Here is a 22,686-nt window from a genome sequence, read left to right on the forward strand (position 1 = left end):
TTGCATGTTGATTTCCAGCTTCACTCGTTGAGCGGCCTCCTTGCGCGAGCCAGCTCCCTGCGCGCCGAATACGCAGCTGCAAGACCTTGGCCGCACGTTGTCCTCAACGATGCCTTTCCCGAGAAGCTGTTGGACATGGTCGCGGCCGAATGCGCCGCCCTCCCGGAAGCCCGCCTGATTACCACGACTACCGATCGCCTGGTCAAGCAGGAGGTATCGGACGGACTGGGGCCGGCCACTCAGCATCTGCTGAGCCTAGTGGACAGTGCCGGCTTTCGAGCATTCATTTCGGCAGTCACCGGCGTTCGAGATCTTCATTCCGATCCGACGCACAAATTTGCGGGAGTTCATCGAACGCCCCCAGGAGGCTTCACGAAGATTCACCGCGATTTCGAGGTTCACCCGACGACCGGGCTGTTCCACCGGGTCAATCTGCTCATCTATCTCAATCGGGATTGGCCCGAAGCTTACGGCGGCAGCCTCGAATTGTGGCCTGCGGACATGTCGGCGCTCGGATGCCGCATCTTTCCCCGGTTCAACACCGTGATCCTCTGGGAGACGCACGGTGCCACTCTCCACGGCCTTCCGGATCCGGTCTCCTGTCCCCCCGGTCGAATGCGCCTTTCCGTCGCATCCTATTACTACACGACGACGCGCCGTGTCGTCGCATCGGGCGAACGCCGCGTGCGGTATTGGGCAGCGCGACCCGGCGAAGATCCGGGGATCGAGCAAATGAGCTGGCAGGATCACGTGCGCGCGCTCCTACCCGATCCGCTCCACAACGTGCTCCGGGCGGCACGCGATTGGATATCCAGAGCGCACCGGTCGAGAACACCATGAAGCCGGCGTCTTCCAGCGGCAACAGCGGGACCCATCAATGACCGCGACCGGAACCTCAGTCGCGCAATTGCGATCTGATGCGGATAAGAGAGCACTTCGCAGGCCAGGCTTTTCACCTGTTCGACTGCGAATGCTGATGAAACGCGCCCTCGCTGAAACGGGACTGGACATGTCGGGAATGACTGTGCTGACCGAAGCCGCGACTGGCGCTTATGCCGTCACCCCAGTCTTGGCTGCAATGGCCGGAGCCAAGCAGGTCTACGCATTCACGAAACCTGGCCGCCATGGGACTGTGACAGATGCCAAACGAGAGACGTTCGAGATCGCAGCCACCCTAGACGTCGCTGACCGCATCGAGATTCTGGAAAAGATCAGCCCCGAGGTGCTTCACAGCGTCGACATCGTGACCAACAGTGGCCACCTCCGTCCGCTTACAGCTGCGCTGATCGACCAGCTGCGCGGCGACGCCGTGATTGCCTTGATGTTCGAGGCCTGGGAGTTTCGTCGCGAGGACTTGGATATCGAAGCGTGCGCGCGACGCAAAATCCGGGTGGTCGGCGTCAACGAGCGACACCCCGCCATCGACGTCTTCTCATTCCTTGGCCCGCTCGCCGTGAAGCAGTTGCACGATTGCGGGCTGGCGGTTCTCGGTAACAAAATCGCCCTGCTCTGCGACAACGACTTCCTTGCCCCCCTGCTCACCGGGCTGACGAACCTGGGGGCGAACGTCGAGACGTTCGACAGTGTTGCGGCAGTCCATCCTGGCGCATGGGAGGCCTTCGTGGTCGCGTTGCAGCCAACGGACTCGCCGCGCATCGGCCGGGCGGAGGCTGCGCATCTGGCCGCGTGCGCGCCCGACGGCGCCGTTGTGGTGCAGTTCTGGGGCGACGTCGATCGAGCCGTGCTAGCCGCCAATGGTCTTGCGGTCTGGCCCCCACAATCAGTCGGACAGGGCCATATGGGCATTCTGCTGTCGGAGATCGGCCCCGAGCCGATCATACGATTGCAGACCGGCGGCTTGCGCGCGGCCGAGTGGGTCCGCCGGGGCGGTGCCGTCACAGAGGACGGTTTCGCCCAGCTCGTGCCATGGCCGGAGGTGACATGACGGAGCAGCCGCAGCCCGATGTCGTACTCCTCGCGGACGGACCGACGGGCTTCGCAGCGCTTCGCTCGTTGGCTGCGCACTGCCGCGTGGTCCAGATATTCCGGAGACCGGACCAGCCCGACGCGAGCGCGTTGAAGGCATTTGCCAACAACCGCGGCATCCCGGTCGCGGCAATGCAGGACCTGAACCAGCTTCAGAAAATGATCGCAGAGCTGCGCCCGGCGGCCGTTGTGATCTCTTCGTTCGATCGGATCATCCCGCCGCAGATTCTCGCATTGTGTCGCTTCGTCAACGTGCACTATTCGCTTCTGCCGCATTATCGCGGCCGCGCCAACGTCAATTGGGCAATCATCAACGGCGAGACGACCGCCGGGATCAGCATTCACCTCGTCATCCCGGAACTTGATGGCGGCAATCTGCTGTTTCAGCAGGCCATTCCGATCGGCGCGAATGACACGGTCACCTCGCTCTACGAGCGCCTCAACGCGATTCAGGAACGTGAGCTCGGCGGGGTCGTCGTACGAGCGATCACCGGCTACCAAGGCACTTCTCAAGATACCGACAATGCCTCCTATGGCTGCGCCCGTGTTCCGGAAGATGGAGAGATCGACTGGTGCCAGCCTACCGACACTATCGATCGGCTGATCCGCGGCCTGACACCGCCATTTCCAGGTGCCTTCAGCCACCTTGACGGGCAGCGGCTCATCATCACCAACGCGTCGCCGCGGCTTGATGCTCCCTGCTATATTGGCCGCGTACCAGGCCGGATCGTGGGACGGTCACCTTCCGAGGGCTGGGTGGATGTGCTGACAGGCGACGGCGTCCTGCGCATGTTCAGCGTCCTTCCTCCCAACTCCGAGCGACCATGTGCTGCCGCTTCTGCCATCGGATCGACGCGCGCCACCCTGGGGCTGTCGCGCCTCGATCTTCTTCGCCGGATCGTCGCGCTTGAAGACAGGCTCGCTACGCTCGAGCGGCTCAAATGCGCTCACGAGTAAACGCAAACGCTCTGGCCAAGGAAGGCTCAGGGCTTTCGCGCCAGTGCCTCATACCCCCTCTCGTCCAATCGTGACCCACAGCCCGTCACGGCCCGGGCTTTGCACGCGAACCCAGCGATAGGGCGTCCGCGACCAGGGCTTAACCTGCAGCGTGAGATTGTCGAGGACGAGATCGCCGCTCCTGGTACGCATGAGGAGCACCAGATGATGTTCACCGGAACTGACGACGACTTCGCTCAATAGCAGGACACGCGCCGGCCAGCCGCGCCGAAGCAACTCGTGGCGCTTGCTCACCGCGTAATCGTTGCAATCGCCACGTGCGGGATTAATGGTCCACGCCTCGCCCGCAAGGCCGAGCTCGTTGCGGGCGGGCTCAATCGCCAGATTGACCGCGCGATTGACCTCCCGCAACTCCGCCCATCGCTTCTCGGTCAACCGGATCGGCCCGCCGCGGAAGAAGCGCCGCGGGCGGCATTCGGCCTGATAGCGCAGGCAAAACGCGGTGTAAGTGAGGGGGGGAAGAGCCGGACGCCCCAGCTCGATGCGCGCAGGGTCCGCTTGGGGGGCCCTCGGCACGGCCGGCAATGCCGCACCCGCCCATTGAACGCCCCCGATGATGATCATGATGGCTGTCGCGATGATCGAGCCTGAGGTTCGTTGCACCTGCCGCTCTCCTGCAAATGCCAAATCGACGCGGGCCGCGGCACGACCCAGCCGAACGCTGCAGGCCGCAATCCGTTGTTATTTAAATTATATATTATAATTTAATTTGCAAGATTAAATAGAATTAATATCTGCATTTAAACCGCGACGGACACGACCAGGGCCGGCGACGCTTGCAAGCGAGGAACTCGGATGGATGGAGAAGCCCCGATCAGACAGGCCCTCTTCATCCGGGCCACGCGAAGTGCAATCACAGGCGACAGGCGTGGCCGCCCCAGAGCGAGACGGACGGATTCGGACCGAACATTATTTTATTGATTTAATTGGTCGCCATGCTCAAATCGCAAGAACAGCCCTCGCAGGCCGGACCGATTTCATATGCCAATTGAGCTGCTCGTCATTGTGGGAGCCGAAGCTTCAATACTCGGCTTCGTCGTCGCGATGGCCCTGCGCGCCAAGCGGATGGACGTGCTGAGCGGGCGATCGCTTGAACAACCCGTGATCTCAGCGCGGCACGACAGGCACGCGCCCCCGCCGATCGGTCGGCGAGCGCGCGATCTACTGCGGGGGTGGGCGCAGCGACGCTGACGCCCATGTGTAGGGCGCCAGCCCGCGTGCGTTTCGCTAAGCGCTGCCCACGGCTTGCACCGAGCTCAGCGCTCCTTGAATGCACGCTCCGCCTGATCGTGCAGCGGCTTGAGCAGATAGGACAGCGCGGTCCGACCAGCCGTCTTGATGAAGACCTCGACCGGCATTCCTGGCAGCAGCTTGGCGGAGCCGAGCTTCGCCAGCTCCTCGGGCTTCAGCAGGATACGGCCCGTGTAATAACTCGTGCCGGCGCGCTGATCCTGCGTGATATCTGCCGAGACCATGCTGACCTCGCCGTCGATTTCGGGCGTGGTCTTCTGGTTGAACGCTGCAAAGCGCATCGTCGCGGTCTGCCCCACATAAACTTGGTCGATATCCTTCGGTGGGATCTTGACCTCGATCGCAAGCGAGTCCGCATCAGGAACGATCAGCATGATTTGCTCGCCGGGAGAGATCACGCCTCCGACCGTGTGGACGCTGAGTTCATGGACGCGGCCGGACTGTGGCGCCCTGATATCGATCCGATGCAATTGATCGACCGCCGCAGTCTTGCGCTCGCCCAGTTCGGAGAGTTTTGAGCGCGTTTCAATCAGGTCCTTGCCGACTTCCGTCCGCAGGTCCTGGTCGATCTGAATGCTCTGGAGGCCGATTTCGGAGATCTTGCCTTTCGATTGCGCAATCATGCCGGCCAACTGGCTGCGCTCGCCTTCGATGCGTGCGGAGTCGCGCTCGAGGGAATTGAGCCGCGTGATCGGCACCAGATTCTTTTGCCAGAGGCTACGCACGCCCTCCAGTTCCTGGCGGATAAATTCGACTTCCTTCTGCTTGGCCTCGGTCTGCCCCGTATAGCCCTTGATCTCGTTCTCCAGCTGCGCGCTTTTTTCCTGCAACTGCGCTTTTTGGCCGCTCCTTGCCTGACGGCGGAGGTCGAACAGCTTCCGCTCCGCAGCGATTGCACGGCTCGCCTCAGAATTGTTCTCCTTGGCTCGGTCGAGCAGCACCTTGGGAAACACGACCTGCTCGGCACCATCGCGCTCGGCCTCGAGCCGGGACTGGCGCGCGAGCAGCTCATCGATGCTGTTCGTGACGATCGTCGCATTGGCGAGCGTCTGAGTCTCGTCGAGGCGGATCAAAACGTCGCCTGCATTGACCCGATCGCCCTGGCGCACGCGCAACTCACCCACGATCCCACCCGTGGAGTGCTGAACCTTCTTGACGCTCGAATCCACGACGACGACACCCTGGGCGATCACCGCGCCCGACAATTGGCTCGTTGTCGCCCAACCGCCGATTCCAAAAGTCACCAGACCCAACATGATCATACCGACGATCATGTAACGCTGGATGGATTGCATCGCCGGCGCTACCAGCTGGCCGTTCATCGGTTGCCTCCTTGAGCTTCCGCGACCACCTTGAGCGGCACGGGATTTCGCAAGACCTTCTTGAGGACCTCCTCCCTCTTGCCGAAGGACTGAACCCTGCCTTCCCCGAGGCACAAGACATGATCGACGGCTTCAAGCGCCTTCGGACGATGGGCGATCACGACGGCGATCCCGCCGCGACGGCGCACGTTCAGGATCGCCTCGGTCAGCGCCTCCTCGCCCTCGGCGTCGAGATTGGAGGAGGGTTCATCCAGCACCACGAGGAATGGTTTGCCGTAGAAGGCGCGGGCGAGCCCGATGCGCTGCCGCTGCCCCGCCGACAGTGCCAATCCCCCCTCGCCGATCTTCGTGCCGTAGCCGTCCGGAAACGAGAGGATGAGATCGTGCGCGCCCGCGGCATGCGCGGCCTCCAGAACAGCGGCGGCGGTCGCCTGCGGATCGAACCGCGCGATGTTCATCGCAACGCTGCCGTCGAACAATTCCACGTCCTGAGGCATGTACCCGATGTGCTTGCCGAGGGCGTCAGAAGACCAGTGGTCGAGTGCGGCGTTGTCCAGCCGTATCCGGCCTCGAATGCCCGGCCATACCCCAACCAGCGCACGTGCCAGCGTCGATTTGCCGGATCCGCTCGGCCCAATGATTCCAACCGCCTGCCCGCGCCGCAATTGGAACGACACGTCATTGACGGTAGGCCGCTCCGAGTTCGGAGCGCCGATAAAGAGATTCTCGACCGAGAGAGCGTCAACAGGAGGAGGCAATTCCAGCCGTTCTTCCTCGCTGGGGAGAAGCTTCAGCAAAGCATTAAGCCGTTGTCCCGACTGCCGCGCAGCGACGAACCCTTTCCAGTTCGCAATGGCCAGTTCGACGGGCGCCAACGCCCGCGCGCTGAGGATCGATCCGGCGATGATGATGCCGGCCGTCGATTCCTGGTTGATGACAAGGACTGCGCCAACGGCAAGAACCAGCGACTGCAGGATTGCCCTGAAGATCTTGGAGGCGCCTCCGAGGCTGTTGGCTACATCGCTGGCCCGCTCATGAGCCGCGAGGTACTTCGCGTTGACATCGCGCCACCGCAACGCCGCCTGCTGCCGCATGCCCATGGCCTGCAGAACCTCTGCATTTCGTCGACCCTCGAGCGCGAGTGCCGTTCGCGAGACCGCGAGGCGCGAGGACGCCTTTGCCGGCCCGCGCGTCCTAGTTTCCGTGAGCATGGTAATGCCGATCAACACCAACGCGCCGGCCAGCGCAGTGACGCCAATCCAGAAGTGAAAGAGGAAGCAAACGCCGAGATAGATCGGCATCCAGGGTAGATCGAAGAGCGCCGTCGGCCCGCCGCTCGAAAGAAAGCTGCGGACCTGATCAAGATCCCGCACCGGCTGCAAGCCGTCGCCATCGGCCCTGGTCTTCAAGGGCAAGCGGACAAGCGCGTCGAAAATGCGAATGCCGAGCCGTTCATCAAAGTACCGGCCGACCCGCGCGCTGATCCTGCTTCTGACGAAGTCGAGCCCACCTTGAAACAGGTAGAGGACCGCGGCCAGGACCAGCAAGGCAATCAGCGTCGGTATGCTGCGCCCGGGCAGCACCCGATCATAGACTTGCAGCATGAAGAATGAGCCGGTGAGCATGAGGAGATTGCTCATCCCGCTAAAGGCCGCGAGCGCCCAGAATATCCGGCCGCACGACCGCAGAAATGCCGACATCTCTGAGTGCGGCTCCTCGTAGTCCTCCGCCGACCGGAAACGGCCGACGAATATCCGTTGCCGAAGGGCTTCAACCACGCGCCTTGCCCAGCCGACGAGCCGCGATGTCGGCGCTTCGGCCTCGTCCGCCAGCCGGCGCCCGGCCGACCATAGGCCTGACAAATGCATAATGGGGATTCGATAAAGATTCGCAGGCGGGGGAAACACCCCCCGCCGTCCAACGTCAGTCATGACACCTGCCCTTTAATGATGCCTTTGTCGGGGGATCCCCAAGCGATCCCCCGAGGCAGTTGTTGAGTATCAGCTTGTGCGGCTGACCCGTATCCTACGCGAAGTGGAAGTCGTGGCTGTTCAGCTTGTCGAGCTGCGTGTTCTTCAGCGTGAGGGTGTCACTCCCCGTCGCGATCACGACGTCGTGGCCTGACTGGGCCGCGTGGGAGAGAACGCTCGCAAAGCTGTCGAACACGCTCTTGCTGAACTCGATCGTGTCGTGAGCAGGTCCGCGGGCCGCGAAGTCCTTGATGACGTCCTGGCCGAAGTTGGACGCAAACTGGAACGTATCCGCACCCGCCTTGCCCACCATGACGTCGTTGCCGGTGGTGCCGGTCAGCGTATCGCTGCGGCCCGAGCCGACCATCGCCGCGCCCGAGCTGGTGCCGACCACGTGACCTGTGGTGTCGACCTGTTCCGCGGTGAAGGCATGAGACTTGCCCGACAGGTCGGAGGTCTGGAAGCTCCACTTGCCGTCGGCTCCCGTGGTCACCGAACCGACCGAGGTCGTGCCGTCCGACAGCTTGATCTCGCTGTTGGGATCGGCCGTGCCCTTGATCGTTGCCGTGTGATCCCAGTGCTGGCGCACATTGGTGACTTCGACGGTCGCAGCGTCCTTGGTGCCGCCATGACCAATCGGCGGATCGATCGGCTGCGACAAGGCGCTGGTGTTGCCGGCGGCATCGGTTGCCGTCGCGGTGAAGGTGTGGGACCCGTGCTTGAGATTCGGGGTCGTCACGCTCCAGTCGCCATCACTCGCGACGGTCGCGGTGCCAAGCAGGGTCGTGCCCTCATAGAGCTTGATCGAGCTCCCCGCTTCCGCCGTACCGGATACCGTTGCGCGGTTATGCGTGGTGGGATCGCTCAACAGGATCGGAGCATCGGGGGCAGCGCTATCCACCGTGACATCCAGCGCAGCCGATGCCTTGCTGGTGGCGCCGGAGACCGTGTCGGTCGCGGTGAAGCTGTGCTTGCCGTCAGGCAGTGCGACGGTGGTGTAGTGCCATGCTCCGTTCGCATCCGCCGTGACGGTGCCGAGCTGGGTCGTGCCGTCGAGCACCTTGACCGTGCTGTTGGCAACCGCAGTCCCCGCCAGGGTCACCGTTTTGTCGCTCGTGATGTGATCACCGGCGGTGCCGGTATCGTTGGAGAACGAGGCGATCTTCGGCGCGGCCGGCGCAGTGGTGCCGGTGCCTGATGTGCCCGTGCCGGTGGTACCCGTACCCGAGGTACCCGAACCGGACGTGCCCGAACCGGTGGAGCCCGTCGTCGTTCCAGAACCGACGACCGCATCCACAGCAGCCGACGCAGCACTGACGTTGCCGGCAACGTCGGTCGCCTTTGCCGTCAGGGCGTGCGAACCGGCCGACAGTGCGGACGTCGTGACGCTCCACGCACCGCTCGCGTTGGTCGTCGCGGTGCCGACCTGGGTCGTTCCGTCGAACACCTTGATCGCGCTGTTCACTTCAGCGGTCCCCGACATCACGACCTGATTGGCAGTGTTGACGGTGTCACTCGCGATCGCCGGTGCAGCTGGCGCCTTGGTATCGACGGTGACCGCCACCGCAGTCGATGCCACGCTGGTTTGCCCCGACGAGTTGGTCGCGGTCGCCGTCAGCGTATGCTTCGCATCGGTCAAGACCTTGGTGATGTAGTCCCAGCTTCCGGTCGAAGTCGCGGTCGCCGTGCCGATCTGCGTCGAACCGTCATAGACTTTCACGGTGCTGCCAGCCGCGGCGGTACCGTGCAGGGTGATCTGACTGGCGTCAGTGATGCCATCGCCAGTCTTGCCCGTATCGGGTGACCAGGATGCGATGCTCGGCGCTGCCGGGACTTCGGGCGTTGCGGGGGGCATCGTCGGTGAGGTCGTCGTCGTACCGCTGTTTGCCGACGTATTGAGCGCCGACGCCAGCGCCGCGCCGTCAGTGTAGTTGCCCGAGAACACCGAGTTATTCCCGCGGATCAACGCGTCACCATACTGCGCGCCGCCAATGTGATTGTTGGTGAACGACACGCCGGTAATCGAAGCGGTGCCCAGGTTGGAATCCGCGTATACGGTGTAGGCGCCACCAGTCAGCAGGTTATTGGTGACGGTGACATTCGAGACCGGCCCGAAGTCGTTGTCGATCATGACCGCGGAGGTCCATCCCCACTGATTGATGATCGAATTGCCGGTGATCTGAATGTTGGAGAGGCCACCGTCGATCTGGATGCCGTCATAGTGAGGCGATCCGCCCGCTTGGAGATCGTGGATGTAGTTGCCCTGGATGACGGAGTTGCTGCCGGGAACGATGCCGTTCTCCACGTTGTAGATGTTGTTCCCGATGAACGTGCCGCTTCCCATGATGCCCTGATTGCCAGTGCCATCCGGCGCACGGCCGGTACCATCGATGGTGCAATTCTGGACCACCGCGCCCGTAGCTCCGGAATCAATGGTCACCCCAGCCCAACCGCCGGACGTGATCTTGCAGTTCTCAAGCGTCACATTGTCCGCCTTGATGTAGACGCTGCCGGTGATGTTGAGTCCGGAGACCACCGCTCCCGCCTGCGTGATGACCACATCTCCAGAAGGAGTCAGCGTTACCCCCGCCGGCACCCCGGTGTTCGTCGCGTCAGGCCATGCATTCGTTGTCGTTGCCAAAACAGTTTCTCCGTCTTCTCTGTATTATCCCCGTTAACTGACACCAGTGCTTATTGCGAGTTTGCGCCCTCGATTTAATTGGTGATCGAGATACGCCAGGTGCCGTGCTTGTGCGGCGTTAATGGTCGTCTGCAGACGGCCTTTTTTTGACAAGACCACGGCTCCGCCAAGGTCATTTCGCCACAAGCGCCGCCAGATTCCTGTTTCCGGAAATACAGCGCGGAAATCTACGTTACGGAAATTAAAAGCGATTTCGTTTTAGCCGCGATCAAACGACCGCAAAACATGCGCGCGCCACACTTCACAGAAAAATTCTTTCGTGCTGGCTCGTTGCAACGGGTCGAGCGACTCCGAGATCGGCCCCGTTCAACGTCGACGCACATTAAATAAACCATCGAATGTATAAATAGCCAACGACGCGCATTATTAAATACGACGCGCGAATGTCCTCTGCAGCAGATAGCGGCAAGACATCAGCTCGAATTTTGCCGTGCTGCTCCGTTGGCTGAGATGCGCGCCTACCGGCGAAGCCAGAGGCGATGCAGGATGACTTCGTAAATGGGCTTAGGTGACAAAGCGGTGCGGCCCGATTTCGCCGGGCAACGTCAAAGCACTGCCTGGCCTAAGTCTTCCGGCACAAAAATACTTTTTCGCCGCGGATCAGACCATATTGCGCAACTTGAGGCTCGACCGCCGTATACTCGTCGACGACGAAGCCCGCTCGTTCGAGCCGGCGTCGGAAATCACGACCGAAGAAGCGGACGTGATCATGCTGGTTGAAATACAGTATCCGATCTTCTTCTGTTTTCTGCCTCGATCGATCCTCGAACGTTTCTTGCCATCCCTCAATGAGAGGGATCATCGCGATCAGCGTCCCGCCCTTACGCAAGATCCGAAAGAGTTCGGGGATGGCCAAGCGATCGTTGACGTGCTCGAGGATATGGCAGCAGATGATCCGATCGAACCTGTCACTTTCGAGGTCAATCTTTTCGATATTGATGTCGAAATCAGCGCCCTTCCCTCCGAACTCGCAGGTGACGTAACTTCGCGGCTTTCTCGCCTTGATATACTCCGTGAGCCCCTTTTCGGGCGCGAAGTGGAGGATATCCTTGCCCTTAAACAGGCCTTGCTCGGCGTCGCAAAGCACCAACAGACGGTGTCGCTCGTGCGACAGACAATTCGGACAGAGCGAGTCGAAGTTGATTCCCAATGCCAGCGGATTTGCGTACGCGAAAAATCTGCCTCGATACTCACATACCGGACAGGTCCTCTCAAATCGTCCGAACAGGAAACGGATCGTCCGAAGCCCGCTGCGTAATGACCAGACATAAGGTCGCAAACGTCCCTTGATGCCGCCAATCGGCGATGATGCCACGTCAAAATCGCTCATCTTGCGCTCCCAACATCTGCCATTCCCTAAGCGAAGCACGCACACCGATGCAAACGCCCCAAAACGTCCACATGTAGTTCCAGAAATGCACCGTCAAACCCGTGAACAGGAACACCATGCAAGCGATCGTAAACCCCGTCTGAATCCCGCTTGGGCGGCGCCCGGGCACAGGCAATACCGCCGAGAGATTCAAAACGATCAGCAGGATGGTGACCGGTACGCCGTAATGAAGGCTCGTGACCAGCCACACGCTGTCGACTGTGCGATCGAGTAGATAATAGCCGAACGTCACGAATCCGGCTCCCGTCAGAGGCGACTGCCACACCTGCGCCGAGACGGCGTCCCAGATCATGAGGCGATAGAATCCCGTTTGAGGCTCGAGTGTCGCGTGGGACAGCAGCCAGCTGAGAGGGTTATTCGTCACAGCGGTGACGGCCAGCAGGAACATGCCCGCTCCCGTCCAAAGCAGAGGCCATCGCCACGGGCAGCGGCGCAACAACCGCTCGTAGGCGTAGCTTGACATTACGACGACCATCCCCAAGACAGCGGCCGAAGATAACGACAGCAATCCGCCGAATAGGCACAGACACGCCCACGACAGACGCTTGATGGCACTTGTCGCCGAGAACAGCACGATGGCCGCAGTCAGCGAACAGAATACGCCATAGAGAATAGGATGATCGAACGTCGATATTGCGCGTCGCAGACCTGCTCGTACTCCATCTGCGCTCGACGTGCCGTCGTCCACGAACGCCTCAGGCTGCGGCATGAGTGTGGCCATGATCTCGCGGACGATCCAATGCCCCGTCAACACGTCCACTAGCGCAACGCATATCGCAATCGCCGTGAATGCCTTGATGAGACGAATGAACTGCTGGACCGCCGACGGCTCCAGAACGAAGGCTCGCGCAACAAAGTATGCTCCGACAAAGTCGAGAGCCTCTGCAACAGCAGAAAACGCCGATTGAGGTCCGGCGGCGTAACCAGCCGCCGCCACCATGGCGAGCGCAAGCGTCCCCGCGAGCCCGTCCGACAGCAGGAGCCGACGGCTCGGCTGCAATAGCCGCGCAACCGCCGGCAGCAGCAGGACCAGAAGGCATATCCTGGTCGGCGTTAGCTTTGCCCCGGCGATCAGCACCTGGAGCCCCGACGGCAATACGATGCCCATCAGAAGGAGCGGGACGGCCAGACTGCCCCGTTGGAGAATGGTCGAATGGAATCCGGCCGCCGTCGCGCGGATACGCGGCTGCCCCGCGAGGAGAGCATAGCCAGGATAGCTCATGAGGCTGTCTCCCTGGACAGGCCGGACCAAGCCATTAGATCCGACAAGCGCTTGAGTTGGTGCGGAGCACGCCGGCGCTTCATCTGATGGCCTCCTGCGCCGCGACGCTGCCAAAGTCCAGATTGCGCACCAGGCGCCAGCCGTCGGTCGCATTTCTGAGATAGGTGGGCCGGTTTCGCCGAAACAGGGTCGGCCCATACTGCCCCGAGCCGATGTGATTGTCGGTGATCGAAACACCCGAGATCGGATTGTCGTTGAACTTCGCGTCCGAGTAGACCGTATAGCTGCCGCCAGCGAGAAGATTGCCTTCGATGACGATGTTGGAGACCGGGCCAAACTCGTTGTCGATCATGATAGCGCCGGCAGCGCCGTGAGAATTGATGATCGTGTTTTGCCGGATGACCGTGTCCGAGATGCCGCCATCGATCTGGATACCATCGTAATGTGGCGCCCCGCCGGCATTGAGATCGTGAATAAAATTGTGTTCGATCAGATTGTCCCTGCCGGTCAGGACGATGCCGTTTTCGACGTTCGAGATGTTGTTGCGCTGGAACGTACCCTGTCCCATGATTCCCTGGTTGCCATTGCCATCGGGACCAGCACCCTGGCCGTCGATCGTGCAATCCCTGACGACAACTCCTGTCCGATGCGGATCGATCTTGATAACGGCCCAAGCGCTAGCCGAGATGCGGGACATCTCGATGGTCACGTTATCGGCGTTGACGACGACGCCGCCCTGAATGTCCAGTCCTGAAATCGTCGTGCCGGAAACGGCAATCGTGAGGGGACCGGACGGCTTCAGCACGAGATCACGAGGCGGCCCCGTGTTGCTTGCGTCCGGCCATTGGGAGGCGAATGCCAGCTTGGATGCGCCGTTCGGCTCGGCTGCCACAGCAGCCGCCGGAATCTGGAGCGCTGCGACCGCAACCGCTACACGGGCAGCTTCGAGCACAATCCCGCCCCAGCGCATATGGCCAAGCGCGAGCCCCCTGGCTCCTCGCCAACTCCGTCGCTGTCCTTCTAGGCTATCTGATCTCATCGCTCTTCTCGCCGGAAACAACCCGACGCTCTCATGCCGGCTCGACCCTCGGTGCCTCGTAACCGCCAACCCACTCTCGCCGACGCCTCCAGACGGCTTCCCAATAAACAGCGTTCTTTTGCCATTCCGCATTCCGCGCCAGGGCGGCTGCCATGCCGTAACCGTACCGGCGTGTAAGCGGCACGATCAGGTGCAAAGCCTGCCCGATCGTCCGTGCCGGCCAGCCGAAATGCCGATTGATCAGGGTGATTCTCCCCTTGAAAACCTTCACCCTCTTGTCGACAGGCACGACGTCGGATGCCCCGCCATAGTGGACGATGGTCGCTTCAGGCGTGACCGCGGGCCGCGCACCGAGCGACCGCGCGCGATGACAGAGGTCTGCTTCTTCTCCGTACATGAAGAATGTGGGGTCGAACCCGCCGAGCCTCTCCCACACCAGCCGGTCGATCAGCAGAAAGCAACCTGTAACGATGTCGACGTGCCGCGCGGTATCTCGGTCCCATCCGCCATAGGCCTCGGAATTGAAAATCGGACTGCGACGACCGAAATAGGTGAACCCCAGCGCGAAGCAGAACAAATTCCACAAACTGATTCTTCGAAAGCACGAGGTGCGATTGAGACTGCCGTCCGGAAACAGGGTGCGTCCGCCCCAGACGTGAAATGACGGATTGGCCTCGGCGAACTCAAAAAGAACATCGATCGCGCAGTCGAGAATAATGGTGTCTGGATTGAGCAGAAGCAATCGTCGGCCGCGCGCCTGTTTTGCAGCCAGATTGTTGGCGCGTGCAAAGCCGATGTTGTCGTTTAGGGCAATCAGCCTGATGTCAGGGAATTGACGGGCAATTGCGGCAGCTGACTGGTCGGACGAATTATTGTCGACGACGATGACCTCATACCTCGTACCCATTGTCTCAGCGGCGATCGACGCCAGACAGTCGAGCGTCATGTCGCGGGTATTGTAGCTTACGACAATGATGGAGAGGTCCAGCTGCCGATCCGAGTCCGGACCTTCGTCATCATGGTACGCGCTGCTCATAGCGACTCTGCTCCTTTCAAAGAAACCGCGGCCCGCTCGTCGCGCTATCACCCTCGAACCTGAGCTCAGGTGCGGGTTTGGTCTCACTCCGCCGCACCGGCCTCGATTGTTCCTGTCAGATTGTTGCCGGGCTCATCACGGCGCACCGCGGCCTCAGTCCCAACGCCTCGTCGGCTGCCTAGCCCTGCAATGTGCGACGACAGCCAACGCGAAACCCACACCTTTTGCTTCAGCGCCGGCGCTTCGACAAATCGCCAGGAGGCATACGCCAGAACGAGAGTCACGGATGCCGACAGCAAGGCCAACGGCCAGCCGGCTGCGAGATCGAACAGCGTCAGGAGCGCCAATATGACCGGTGAATGGATCAGGTATACGCCGTAGGACAGATCGTGCTTGAGTGGCACGCGACTGGCGACCTCGGAGAGCCCGAGACAGATCACGACGTAGGGTATACACAGCGGCATCGCCACCGCGCCCAACCCGCTCGCAAGACCGATCAGCGCGCCTCCCACGGCGACCGCGGCCCCGATTCCGGAGAACGGGATACTTTCACGGTAGAGGTAGAGGGTCGTGCCGGCGATGAAGTAGACGAAGAGACCGATGAAATCCAAGAGCCGCTGCGGACAGGCCGCGTGCAGGGATGGCGAAAGCGCCAGCCCAACATAGATGAAGTATACCAGGGCGAAAGTGATCATCGTCAGCGCCCGTCGGCGGAGAAAGCCCGCCACGCTCATCGCCGCCAGCACCGCATAGGACCAAACCTCGATATTGAGCGTCCATAGCGGTCCGTTGACCTGCACTTCGTGTCCATGCCGCACCACGCCGGGCAGGTAGTGGGACATCAGGGTAACGGCGTTCTTCAGATACAGGTAAAGCTCGGCGCTGCCGAAATAGTCGGCTAGCGAATAGGTCGTCAGGGCTGGACCCAGCACGAACATCGACGCGATGACCACGACGAAGAGTGCGGGCAGGATACGCAACGACCTGTTTACGGCGAACCGGACGAGATCGCCAGATCGGGCCAGGCCAGGCGCCAGCAGGAAGCCGCTGACGCAGAAGAAAATAACGACTGCAAACAGGCCGAACTGGATGAACCCGCCGCTGAACCGGTAGAGGATGTCGTTTGTTCCCCACCAAGCATGGTGAGCAACCACCGTGAGTGCGGCCACAAGTCGTATCTGATCAAAACCGGGGCCTCTGGCCGAAAGGACGGCAAGCCGATCGCCGATCGTCGTTGCCCCGAGTGAAATCATCGATTTCTCACGCGAAATGATCTTTCTGCCGCTTCATGATTATATAACATTTAATATAGAACCGCAATTAAATGAGGCGCCCATTTTAACCGGACCGGACCTCGCCGGCCGGGCGATTTGACTGAGACGAGGCCGTGAATTCGGTTACCCCGTCAGTGCCTGGCCTTCCTCCGGAGACGGTCACGATGATCGAAGCCGCAAGCCCGAGCGAGACAAACCTCGGCGCGAACTCGCCCAGCCGGGAGGTCATGCCAAACAATCCATCACCACGATCCGCCGGAACTCCGAACATCGCTTCGATTCGCAGGCCTGAATCGACGCACCAACTCGCCAGCTTGCGCCCCGAAGCGAAATGAGCACCCACTGCCTCGTAGCCGCTGGAGCGCCCGGACCGGAGACTCGCCCCGAGATAAGACCGAATGCCCCTTGGGGACATCGTGTTGGGCATCTGGATCACTGCGAGCGATTGCTCGTGCATGAACGATCGCAGCCTCAGAAGCAGCTTTTGCGGATCCGGAGCGAGGTGCAACAGATTGAGACATAAAACGCAGTCGTAGGTGTCGCGATTGGAGTCGATACTGTCCAGATCGGCGTAGATCATCTCGATCCCGTCCCCGGCGGGGCCGGCTGCGATCACTGGATCGAGCGGAATCGCGGTGACGTGCAGTCCTCGCGCCTGCAGCCGCTTTTCCGTCTTGCCAGACCCACAACCGATCGAAAGTACGCTGCGCGCCGATGCCGGCACGAGCGCGATCGTCGCCTCGGATTCAGGTTCATAATAGTCCTTGGAAAAGCTAGCGCGGCGAAGGCGCGTTTCCGTCGGGAGCAACGAGTAGGGCGAGCGGCGGCCGTCCGCGATTTGCAGCAAAATTGCCTTCTGCCTGCCAATTTCTTCTTCCCCGATCCCCATCCGGCCGACGTACCGGTTGGTGAGGTGATGAACGGTGAAATCCTCCAGGTGTGAGATTGGCACCAGTTTCCGCAAACCACATTGGGTGTATGGATCCGTCGCGGCCGTACAGGCCAGATCGTACTTTCCCTGATGCGGAGCTACATCGAAGCCGCCCGAATGTAGGACGTTGCCTAGCTGCTCCCGGGTAAGGACAAAGCAGGCGGCGTGCTCGTTGGTAAAATGCGCGAGAATATAGTCGCCGCGCCGCCTGACCGATGAGGAATCCCAGTGAAAGTGCGCGTGAATATCAGGATAGTTACGCTGGCCGTCTTCGCCGAATTCAACCCGCAGAAACCCGGCAACTTCTTCTGGAGATAGAAACGACGTTGCATCCAGCCAGGCGCGGATGTTCCTCTCGGTGATCAGAATGTCGTCTTCCGAGTAGATGAACAGATCGTACTGGTCACGACGTTCCGCAAACAGCTTCTTGTGCGCGAACGGCAGGGACCACGGGTTTCTGTCGGGTAGGCCAACAATGCATTCCACCCCCGTTCTCGCGCGCTTATCGATGTTCGACAGCACGACGATATCAACGACGAGGGACATCGACCGGTATTCCCGGATGACCCGCTCGAGATAGCGGTCATTCGAGGTTCCATGGCTTGCAATCGCGACCAGTACGCGAGGCAGGTGACGGCCGTCTTGGCGCGCCACGTGCCGAGCTGCATGCTCGTTCATCGGATTGGGGTCCCGGTGAGGGTCAAAAGCGGGTCTCGCGTTTAAATCCACGCATATTATATAACCAAATCCGGACCGGTCGACATTTATTATGATTTAAATTTAGATTATATCGCGATATGGTTCTCAGCAATGTCAGGTTGGTCTCTCAGCGCTTTGGCGCGACACCCGGAGAATCCCATCGCATGAAGGTGCTGGTCTATCCCCATTCCATGGAACTGGGAGGGTCACAGCTCAACGCAGTCCAGCTCGCCGAGGCGGTTCGAGACCTCGGTCATGAGGTCACCGTGGCGGCAGAGACTGGCCCTCTTCTGGACAGAATAAGGGAGACCGGCCTCAGACATATTGAAATTCCTCGCCATCGGGCCCGCCCCTCGCCTCGTGTTGGCCAGATGCTCCGCAGCATCGTCAACGAACGCACCGTAGACGTGGTGCACGGTCATGAATGGCCCCCTATTGTTGAGGCTTTTCTGAGCGTTGGACTATCGACGAGGGCTGCCGTGGTGGGAACGGTCATGTCGATGTCCGTCCCCTCCTTCCTGCCGCGCAGCGTTCCCCTGACCGTGGGCACGGAGATGATCCGTCGCGCTGCGATCACTGCAGGACATCAGGATGTTACCTTGCTCGAGCCGCCAGTCGATACGAAGTCCGACCACCCCCTCGTCGATGGCACGGGCTTTCGCGCGGCTCACAATATTGGTCCGGACGAGGTCGTCATAGCGATGGTCTGTCGACTTGTGCCGAACCTTAAACTGGAGGGCCTGCTATCTGCGTGCGATGCTGTCGGCGAAATCGCGCTCGACGGCCTGCCAGTGCGGTTGCTGATCATTGGTAATGGACCGGCGCGACCGAACGTCGAAGCGCGTGCGGCCAGAATTAACTCGCTAGTCGGCCGGAACGCCGTCGTACTGGTGGGCGAGATGTCCGATCCGCGCCCTGGCTATGCTGCCGCGGACGTCATCATTGGCCAGGGTGGCTCGGCGCTGCGCGGAATGGCCTTTGGAAAGCCGCTGGTGGTCGTTGGTGAAGACGGGTTCAGCGAGTTGTTGACACCCGAGAGTGCGCCGACCTTCCTGCAACAAGGCTGGTACGGATTGGGCAAGGGCTCGCGTGGCGCCGGCGCCAGCGCACTTCGATCGGCTCTCGAGACCATTCTCGCCTCCGCGTCGCTCCGTCGGGAGCTTGGCGGATTCGGCCGGCGGCTGGTGGAGCACCGCTTCAGCCTCGCGCAGGCGGCGAAAACGATAGAGCAAACCTATCTACATGCCCTACGCAGCAAGCCCTCAACCAGCCAGCGATTGGCAGACGCCGGGCGATGCTCGGCCAGCCTTGCCAACTATAAAGTGCAGCGAAAATACCGGCGCTGGATGGGCTTGGCTTCCGCCGAAGACGACAACGATCGGGCACGAATCTCTGCGGTGCTATCCGCAAAGTCGGCGGCCCCTCGATCAGACAGGGCCGCGCCAGATCCGACTCATAAGATATCCCGGCAGACCGATACATGACCCGCCACGGTGGCAGCGCGGTTTGAGCGGGCAAGTTCAGCCTTCACCGCATCTACGATACGATCCTGGTCCGCGCAGTCCATCTGCGCATAAAGTGGAAGCAGGATCGCGTGATCCTGAGCTAGCTCGGATTGCCGCAGATCATCGCGCGACCCAGCGCCGGCATAGGGCGCCTCGCGATGGCAGCACATGATGCCCCTGCGCGTAGCGATGCCCTGATCGAGCAGCGATTGCATCGTCGCCCGCTGATCCAATCGATCGGGCAAGCGTACGCAGTAGCTCTGCCAGTTCGATCGTGCCCACGCCGGCTCGAACGGCAACCGCAGCCCCTCAATATTTCCAAGCAGTTCGGCGTAGCGGGATGCCAGCGCCCGCCGCCGCGCAATCAGCTGCGGAAGTCGCTCGAGCTGTTTGCGCCCGATCGCAGCCTGCATATCCGTCATTCTGTAATTGTAGCCGACGAGGACGTACTCCTCGAAAATGACACGCTGCGAACCATGACGCACGATATCCGGAACGCTCATCCCGTGTTGACGCAGAAGCCTGAACTTGCGATCGAGTTCGGCATCGGCGGTGGTGAGCATTCCCCCCTCACCAGTCGTGATCACCTTTCGCGGATGAAATGAAAAGCAGGCAATGTCTCCATGCGGCTTGCCGATCGCCTCCCATTGCCCGTTCATGCAGATCTGCGATCCGGCGGCACAAGCCGCATCTTCGATCACAGCGATCCCGTGACGACGCGCCACGGCCATGAGCGTTGCCATGTCGCATGGCATGCCCATCTGGTGCACTGCGATGATCGCGCGTGTGCGCTCGGTGATGGCTTCAGCCAGCCGAGCGCAATCCAAATTGTACGTCTCGGGCTCGATGTCGACGAAAACTGGAGTGGCGCCCTGATATCGGATCACGTTCGCCGTTGCGATGAAAGAATGGCTGACCGTGATCACCTCGTCGCCGCTGCCGATACCCAGCGCGGCCAAGGCAAGTTGCAGGGCTGTCGTGCAATTCGCGACGGCACAGGCGTGCGGAGCGCCGACAAGTGCGGCGAACTCCTCTTCGAACGCAGCCACCTGCGGACCTTGCGATACCCAGCCCGACAGCACCACGGCGCGCGCAGCGTCAGCTTCTTCGTCCGCAAGCAACGGAACTGCGATCGGGATCACGATGCCGCCACCTGCCGCTGGCGATCCGAAGGGAGTTCGCGTTCTGATCGCCACCATTTCACGAGGTCGGCGAGCCCCTGCTCGAGCGAAACCGTGGTGCGGAACCCCAGCAGACGATCGGCCTTTCCTGTCGATGCCAGCCGTCTCGGCACCGGATTGACCGAGCGCTCAGGCGCAAATTCGGGAGTCAGACCGCGGCGTCCCATCACCGAGGCAAGCACCGTAGCCAGTTGCGTCAGGCTGGTCTCAGTACCGCTCCCGACGTTGAAAACCTCGTCGGTAATCTTCGCCCTGGCCGCAAGGATGTTGGCGCGCGCGACGTCACGGACGTGAACGAAATCCATCGTCTGACGGCCATCACCAAAGATAACGGGAGGTAACCCGGCCTCAAGCCGCTCCATCCAGCGGATCAGGACCTCGGTGTACCGTCCGTGGATGTCCATGCGGCTGCCATAGACGTTGAAATATCGGAATGCCACGTAGTCGAGGCCGCATGTGTCGTTGAAGGCCCGCAGCAGCCCTTCGTTGAACGCCTTGGCCGCTCCGTATAGCGTCCGGTTGTTGTACGGATTTTGCCGCTCGGTCGTCGGAAACTCCTCGGCCAGGCCGTATACGGACGCCGAGGAGGCTGCGATGACCTTCTCGATATCGTGCTTGATGCACAGCTCGAGGAGGTCGTAGGTGGCGTCCACCATGACCTCCTTGGCCAGGCGCGGCTCCGCCGCGCAATGAGTGATGCGGAGTGCGGCCTGGTGAAACACGATGTCGGCAGCCTTCACCAAGGCTTCCATCAGCTTGCGATCGCGTATGTCGCCGTGAACCAGTCTCACCGGTCCACGACCGAGCGCACGCCGGAGATTTTCGGGGCGGCCTCTGACCATGTTGTCGAGCGCAACGATCTCGATGCAACCCTCATCGCAGAGCTGATCGACGATGTGGGAGCCGATGAACCCTGCCCCGCCAGTGATCAGAACGCGCTTTCCCTTGAGCTCAATCAAGACGCCCTCCTGTTGCAGGACCTTGTTGTGAAGCTTTGTGATTGCTGCGCCCGGTTGCCGGCGGCTTCGCTGGGGCGCAATGCTCCGGCGTTCCTCAACGTGGAGACAATTTCGGTCGCCCGGTCCGGCAGCAGCTCCGGATAAATGGGAAGGGAGAGAAAGTCGTTCGCAAGCATCTCGGTTACCGGCAGATCACCGGCCCGATAGCCGAGTTCGGCATAGGCCTTCTGCAGGTGCACCGGAATGGGATAGTGAATCCCTGCACCTATGCCTGCCTCCCGCAACAATGTGAGCGCGTCGTCGCGACGCTGCAATCTGATCGAATAGACATGATAGACGTGGCGGGAGTACGAGGGCGGTCGCGGACGCGCGAATGGGAGCTCGGAAAGTAGCTCGTTGTATCGTTCTGCGATCGATCGGCGGGCCTCGGTCCAGCCTTCGATGTAGTCCAGCTTGACATTCAGTACCGCACTCTGGATCTCGTCCATGCGATAATTGTATCCGGGAATGACGTGGTCGTATTTTGTCTCCTGCCCCCAGTCCCGCAGCAGCGACACGCGGTGCGCAAATTCAGGCCGATCGGTTACGACGGCCCCACCCTCGCCGAACGCCCCCAGATTTTTGCCTGGGTAAAAGCTGAAGCACCCCAGATCTCCGATCGAACCTGCGCGGCGTCCTCGGTATTCCGCGCCGTGCGCCTGCGCGGCGTCCTCAATGACGACCAGACCGTAACGTTGCGCAATCGACATGATGGGATCCATGTCGGCCATCAATCCATGGAGATGAACCGGCACAATGGCTCTGGTTCGAGGTGTGATTGCAGCCTCGATCAGACCGGGATCCATCGTCCACGTGACCGGGTCAACGTCGACAAAAACCGGCTTGGCGCCGCTGTAGAGTATCGCCGCGGTTGTCGCCACGAAGGTCATGGACACGGTGATGACTTCATCGCCCGGCCCGACGCCCGCCGCCAACAGCGCAAGGTGGAGCGCAGAGGTTCCACTATTCACGGTGAGGCAACGCGCAGTCCGGCAATATTCCGCAAAACGTCCCTCGAACGCCGCCACCTCCGGCCCGAGCACAAAATGCCCGCTGCTGACGACCCGTGCCACGGCGGCGTCGACTTCCGGCTTGATTTGACAGTATTGGGCTTTCAGATCCAGGAAGGGTATCAAGATTCAAACCTTGGATTGGAGCAACCGT

The 22,686-nt window shown here is 61.1% G+C and carries 17 protein-coding genes; 4 read left to right on the forward strand and 13 right to left on the reverse strand.

Annotated features, from left to right (window positions below; translation table 11 throughout):
- From CIT37_RS25535 to CIT37_RS25545, 3 genes are all read left to right on the forward strand, one after another.
- Complete coding sequence (locus tag CIT37_RS25535) at positions 1-840, forward strand: 2OG-Fe(II) oxygenase (protein ID WP_080670318.1); 840 nt, start codon at positions 1-3, stop codon at positions 838-840.
- Between the two features lie 136 nt (positions 841-976).
- Positions 977-1,945: a hypothetical protein gene (locus tag CIT37_RS25540; protein ID WP_049801686.1), complete on the forward strand. Its 969-nt coding sequence runs from the start codon at positions 977-979 to the stop codon at positions 1,943-1,945.
- Positions 1,942-2,943 (forward strand): methionyl-tRNA formyltransferase, encoded by a 1,002-nt coding sequence (locus CIT37_RS25545; protein WP_095425753.1) that lies wholly within the window; start codon positions 1,942-1,944, stop codon positions 2,941-2,943. Before CIT37_RS25540 ends, CIT37_RS25545 begins: the two co-directional genes overlap by 4 nt.
- Positions 2,944-2,991: 48 nt before the next feature.
- Here CIT37_RS25545 and CIT37_RS25550 read toward each other — a convergent pair whose 3' ends face one another.
- The 10 genes from CIT37_RS25550 to CIT37_RS25595 all read right to left on the reverse strand — a co-directional run bounded on the left by CIT37_RS25550 (position 2,992) and on the right by CIT37_RS25595 (position 17,817).
- Entirely contained in the window at positions 2,992-3,567 is a 576-nt protein-coding gene (locus tag CIT37_RS25550) for a transglutaminase-like cysteine peptidase (protein WP_167456576.1), read from the reverse strand.
- A 692-nt stretch (positions 3,568-4,259) separates the two neighbouring features.
- Positions 4,260-5,576, reverse strand: coding sequence for an HlyD family type I secretion periplasmic adaptor subunit (locus CIT37_RS25555; protein ID WP_028145374.1), 1,317 nt, complete (start codon positions 5,574-5,576; stop codon positions 4,260-4,262).
- Entirely contained in the window at positions 5,573-7,276 is a 1,704-nt protein-coding gene (locus CIT37_RS25560; protein ID WP_244611405.1) for a type I secretion system permease/ATPase, read from the reverse strand. Before CIT37_RS25560 ends, CIT37_RS25555 begins: the two co-directional genes overlap by 4 nt.
- A gap of 325 nt (positions 7,277-7,601) precedes the next feature.
- Positions 7,602-10,106 (reverse strand): Ig-like domain-containing protein, encoded by a 2,505-nt coding sequence (locus CIT37_RS25565; RefSeq protein WP_049801683.1) that lies wholly within the window; start codon positions 10,104-10,106, stop codon positions 7,602-7,604.
- A gap of 703 nt (positions 10,107-10,809) precedes the next feature.
- The gene (locus CIT37_RS25570) at positions 10,810-11,577 is read right to left on the reverse strand and encodes a class I SAM-dependent methyltransferase (RefSeq protein ID WP_095426586.1); all 768 of its coding nucleotides are present in this window, start codon (positions 11,575-11,577) and stop codon (positions 10,810-10,812) included.
- Positions 11,564-12,859, reverse strand: coding sequence for an O-antigen ligase family protein (locus tag CIT37_RS25575; protein ID WP_095426585.1), 1,296 nt, complete (start codon positions 12,857-12,859; stop codon positions 11,564-11,566). The genes CIT37_RS25570 and CIT37_RS25575 overlap by 14 nt, the downstream gene beginning before the upstream one ends.
- A 79-nt stretch (positions 12,860-12,938) precedes the next feature.
- A complete protein-coding gene (locus CIT37_RS25580) occupies positions 12,939-13,919 on the reverse strand; it encodes a right-handed parallel beta-helix repeat-containing protein (RefSeq protein ID WP_168772739.1) in 981 nt (326 codons plus the stop codon).
- A 10-nt stretch (positions 13,920-13,929) separates the two neighbouring features.
- On the reverse strand, positions 13,930-14,934 hold the full coding sequence (locus CIT37_RS25585; RefSeq protein WP_050995553.1) for a glycosyltransferase family 2 protein: 1,005 nt from the start codon (positions 14,932-14,934) through the stop codon (positions 13,930-13,932).
- Positions 14,935-15,017: 83 nt separating this feature from the next.
- Positions 15,018-16,187: an acyltransferase family protein gene (locus tag CIT37_RS25590; RefSeq protein ID WP_095426584.1), complete on the reverse strand. Its 1,170-nt coding sequence runs from the start codon at positions 16,185-16,187 to the stop codon at positions 15,018-15,020.
- Between the two features lie 85 nt (positions 16,188-16,272).
- On the reverse strand, positions 16,273-17,817 hold the full coding sequence (locus CIT37_RS25595; RefSeq protein WP_095426583.1) for a class I SAM-dependent methyltransferase: 1,545 nt from the start codon (positions 17,815-17,817) through the stop codon (positions 16,273-16,275).
- Between the two features lie 185 nt (positions 17,818-18,002).
- On the opposite strand from CIT37_RS25595, the gene CIT37_RS25600 reads away from it, so the two are divergent.
- On the forward strand, positions 18,003-19,322 hold the full coding sequence (locus tag CIT37_RS25600) for a glycosyltransferase family 4 protein (protein ID WP_095426608.1): 1,320 nt from the start codon (positions 18,003-18,005) through the stop codon (positions 19,320-19,322).
- On the opposite strand, the gene CIT37_RS25605 is transcribed toward CIT37_RS25600, so the two are convergent.
- Genes CIT37_RS25605 through CIT37_RS25615 form a run of 3 tightly spaced genes read right to left on the reverse strand, consistent with a single transcriptional unit; the run spans position 19,292 to position 22,658 of the window.
- Entirely contained in the window at positions 19,292-20,542 is a 1,251-nt protein-coding gene (locus CIT37_RS25605; protein ID WP_095426582.1) for a DegT/DnrJ/EryC1/StrS family aminotransferase, read from the reverse strand. The genes CIT37_RS25600 and CIT37_RS25605 overlap by 31 nt on opposite strands.
- Positions 20,482-21,483, reverse strand: coding sequence for an NAD-dependent epimerase/dehydratase family protein (locus CIT37_RS25610; protein ID WP_028143648.1), 1,002 nt, complete (start codon positions 21,481-21,483; stop codon positions 20,482-20,484). The genes CIT37_RS25605 and CIT37_RS25610 overlap by 61 nt, the downstream gene beginning before the upstream one ends.
- Complete coding sequence (locus CIT37_RS25615; protein ID WP_028143647.1) at positions 21,480-22,658, reverse strand: DegT/DnrJ/EryC1/StrS family aminotransferase; 1,179 nt, start codon at positions 22,656-22,658, stop codon at positions 21,480-21,482. Before CIT37_RS25615 ends, CIT37_RS25610 begins: the two co-directional genes overlap by 4 nt.
- Positions 22,659-22,686: the final 28 nt, after the last annotated feature.

This window comes from Bradyrhizobium ottawaense (genome assembly GCF_002278135.3).
GTDB lineage: Bacteria > Pseudomonadota > Alphaproteobacteria > Rhizobiales > Xanthobacteraceae > Bradyrhizobium > Bradyrhizobium ottawaense.

Excerpts from the sequence above, each read along its gene's own strand:
- CIT37_RS25585 (WP_050995553.1), bottom strand. The coding sequence starts at position 14,934 with ATGAGCAGCGCGTACCATGATGACGAAGGTCCGGACTCGGATCGGCAG.
- CIT37_RS25550 (WP_167456576.1), bottom strand. The coding sequence starts at position 3,567 with ATGATCATCATCGGGGGCGTTCAATGGGCGGGTGCGGCATTGCCGGCC.
- CIT37_RS25605 (WP_095426582.1), bottom strand. The coding sequence starts at position 20,542 with ATGGTGGCGATCAGAACGCGAACTCCCTTCGGATCGCCAGCGGCAGGT.
- CIT37_RS25600 (WP_095426608.1), top strand. The coding sequence starts at position 18,003 with ATGAAGGTGCTGGTCTATCCCCATTCCATGGAACTGGGAGGGTCACAG.
- CIT37_RS25570 (WP_095426586.1), bottom strand. The coding sequence starts at position 11,577 with ATGAGCGATTTTGACGTGGCATCATCGCCGATTGGCGGCATCAAGGGA.
- CIT37_RS25575 (WP_095426585.1), bottom strand. The coding sequence starts at position 12,859 with ATGAGCTATCCTGGCTATGCTCTCCTCGCGGGGCAGCCGCGTATCCGC.
- CIT37_RS25545 (WP_095425753.1), top strand. The coding sequence starts at position 1,942 with ATGACGGAGCAGCCGCAGCCCGATGTCGTACTCCTCGCGGACGGACCG.
- CIT37_RS25595 (WP_095426583.1), bottom strand. The coding sequence starts at position 17,817 with ATGAACGAGCATGCAGCTCGGCACGTGGCGCGCCAAGACGGCCGTCAC.
- CIT37_RS25560 (WP_244611405.1), bottom strand. The coding sequence starts at position 7,276 with ATGTCGGCATTTCTGCGGTCGTGCGGCCGGATATTCTGGGCGCTCGCG.
- CIT37_RS25555 (WP_028145374.1), bottom strand. The coding sequence starts at position 5,576 with ATGAACGGCCAGCTGGTAGCGCCGGCGATGCAATCCATCCAGCGTTAC.
- CIT37_RS25590 (WP_095426584.1), bottom strand. The coding sequence starts at position 16,187 with ATGATTTCACTCGGGGCAACGACGATCGGCGATCGGCTTGCCGTCCTT.
- CIT37_RS25540 (WP_049801686.1), top strand. The coding sequence starts at position 977 with ATGAAACGCGCCCTCGCTGAAACGGGACTGGACATGTCGGGAATGACT.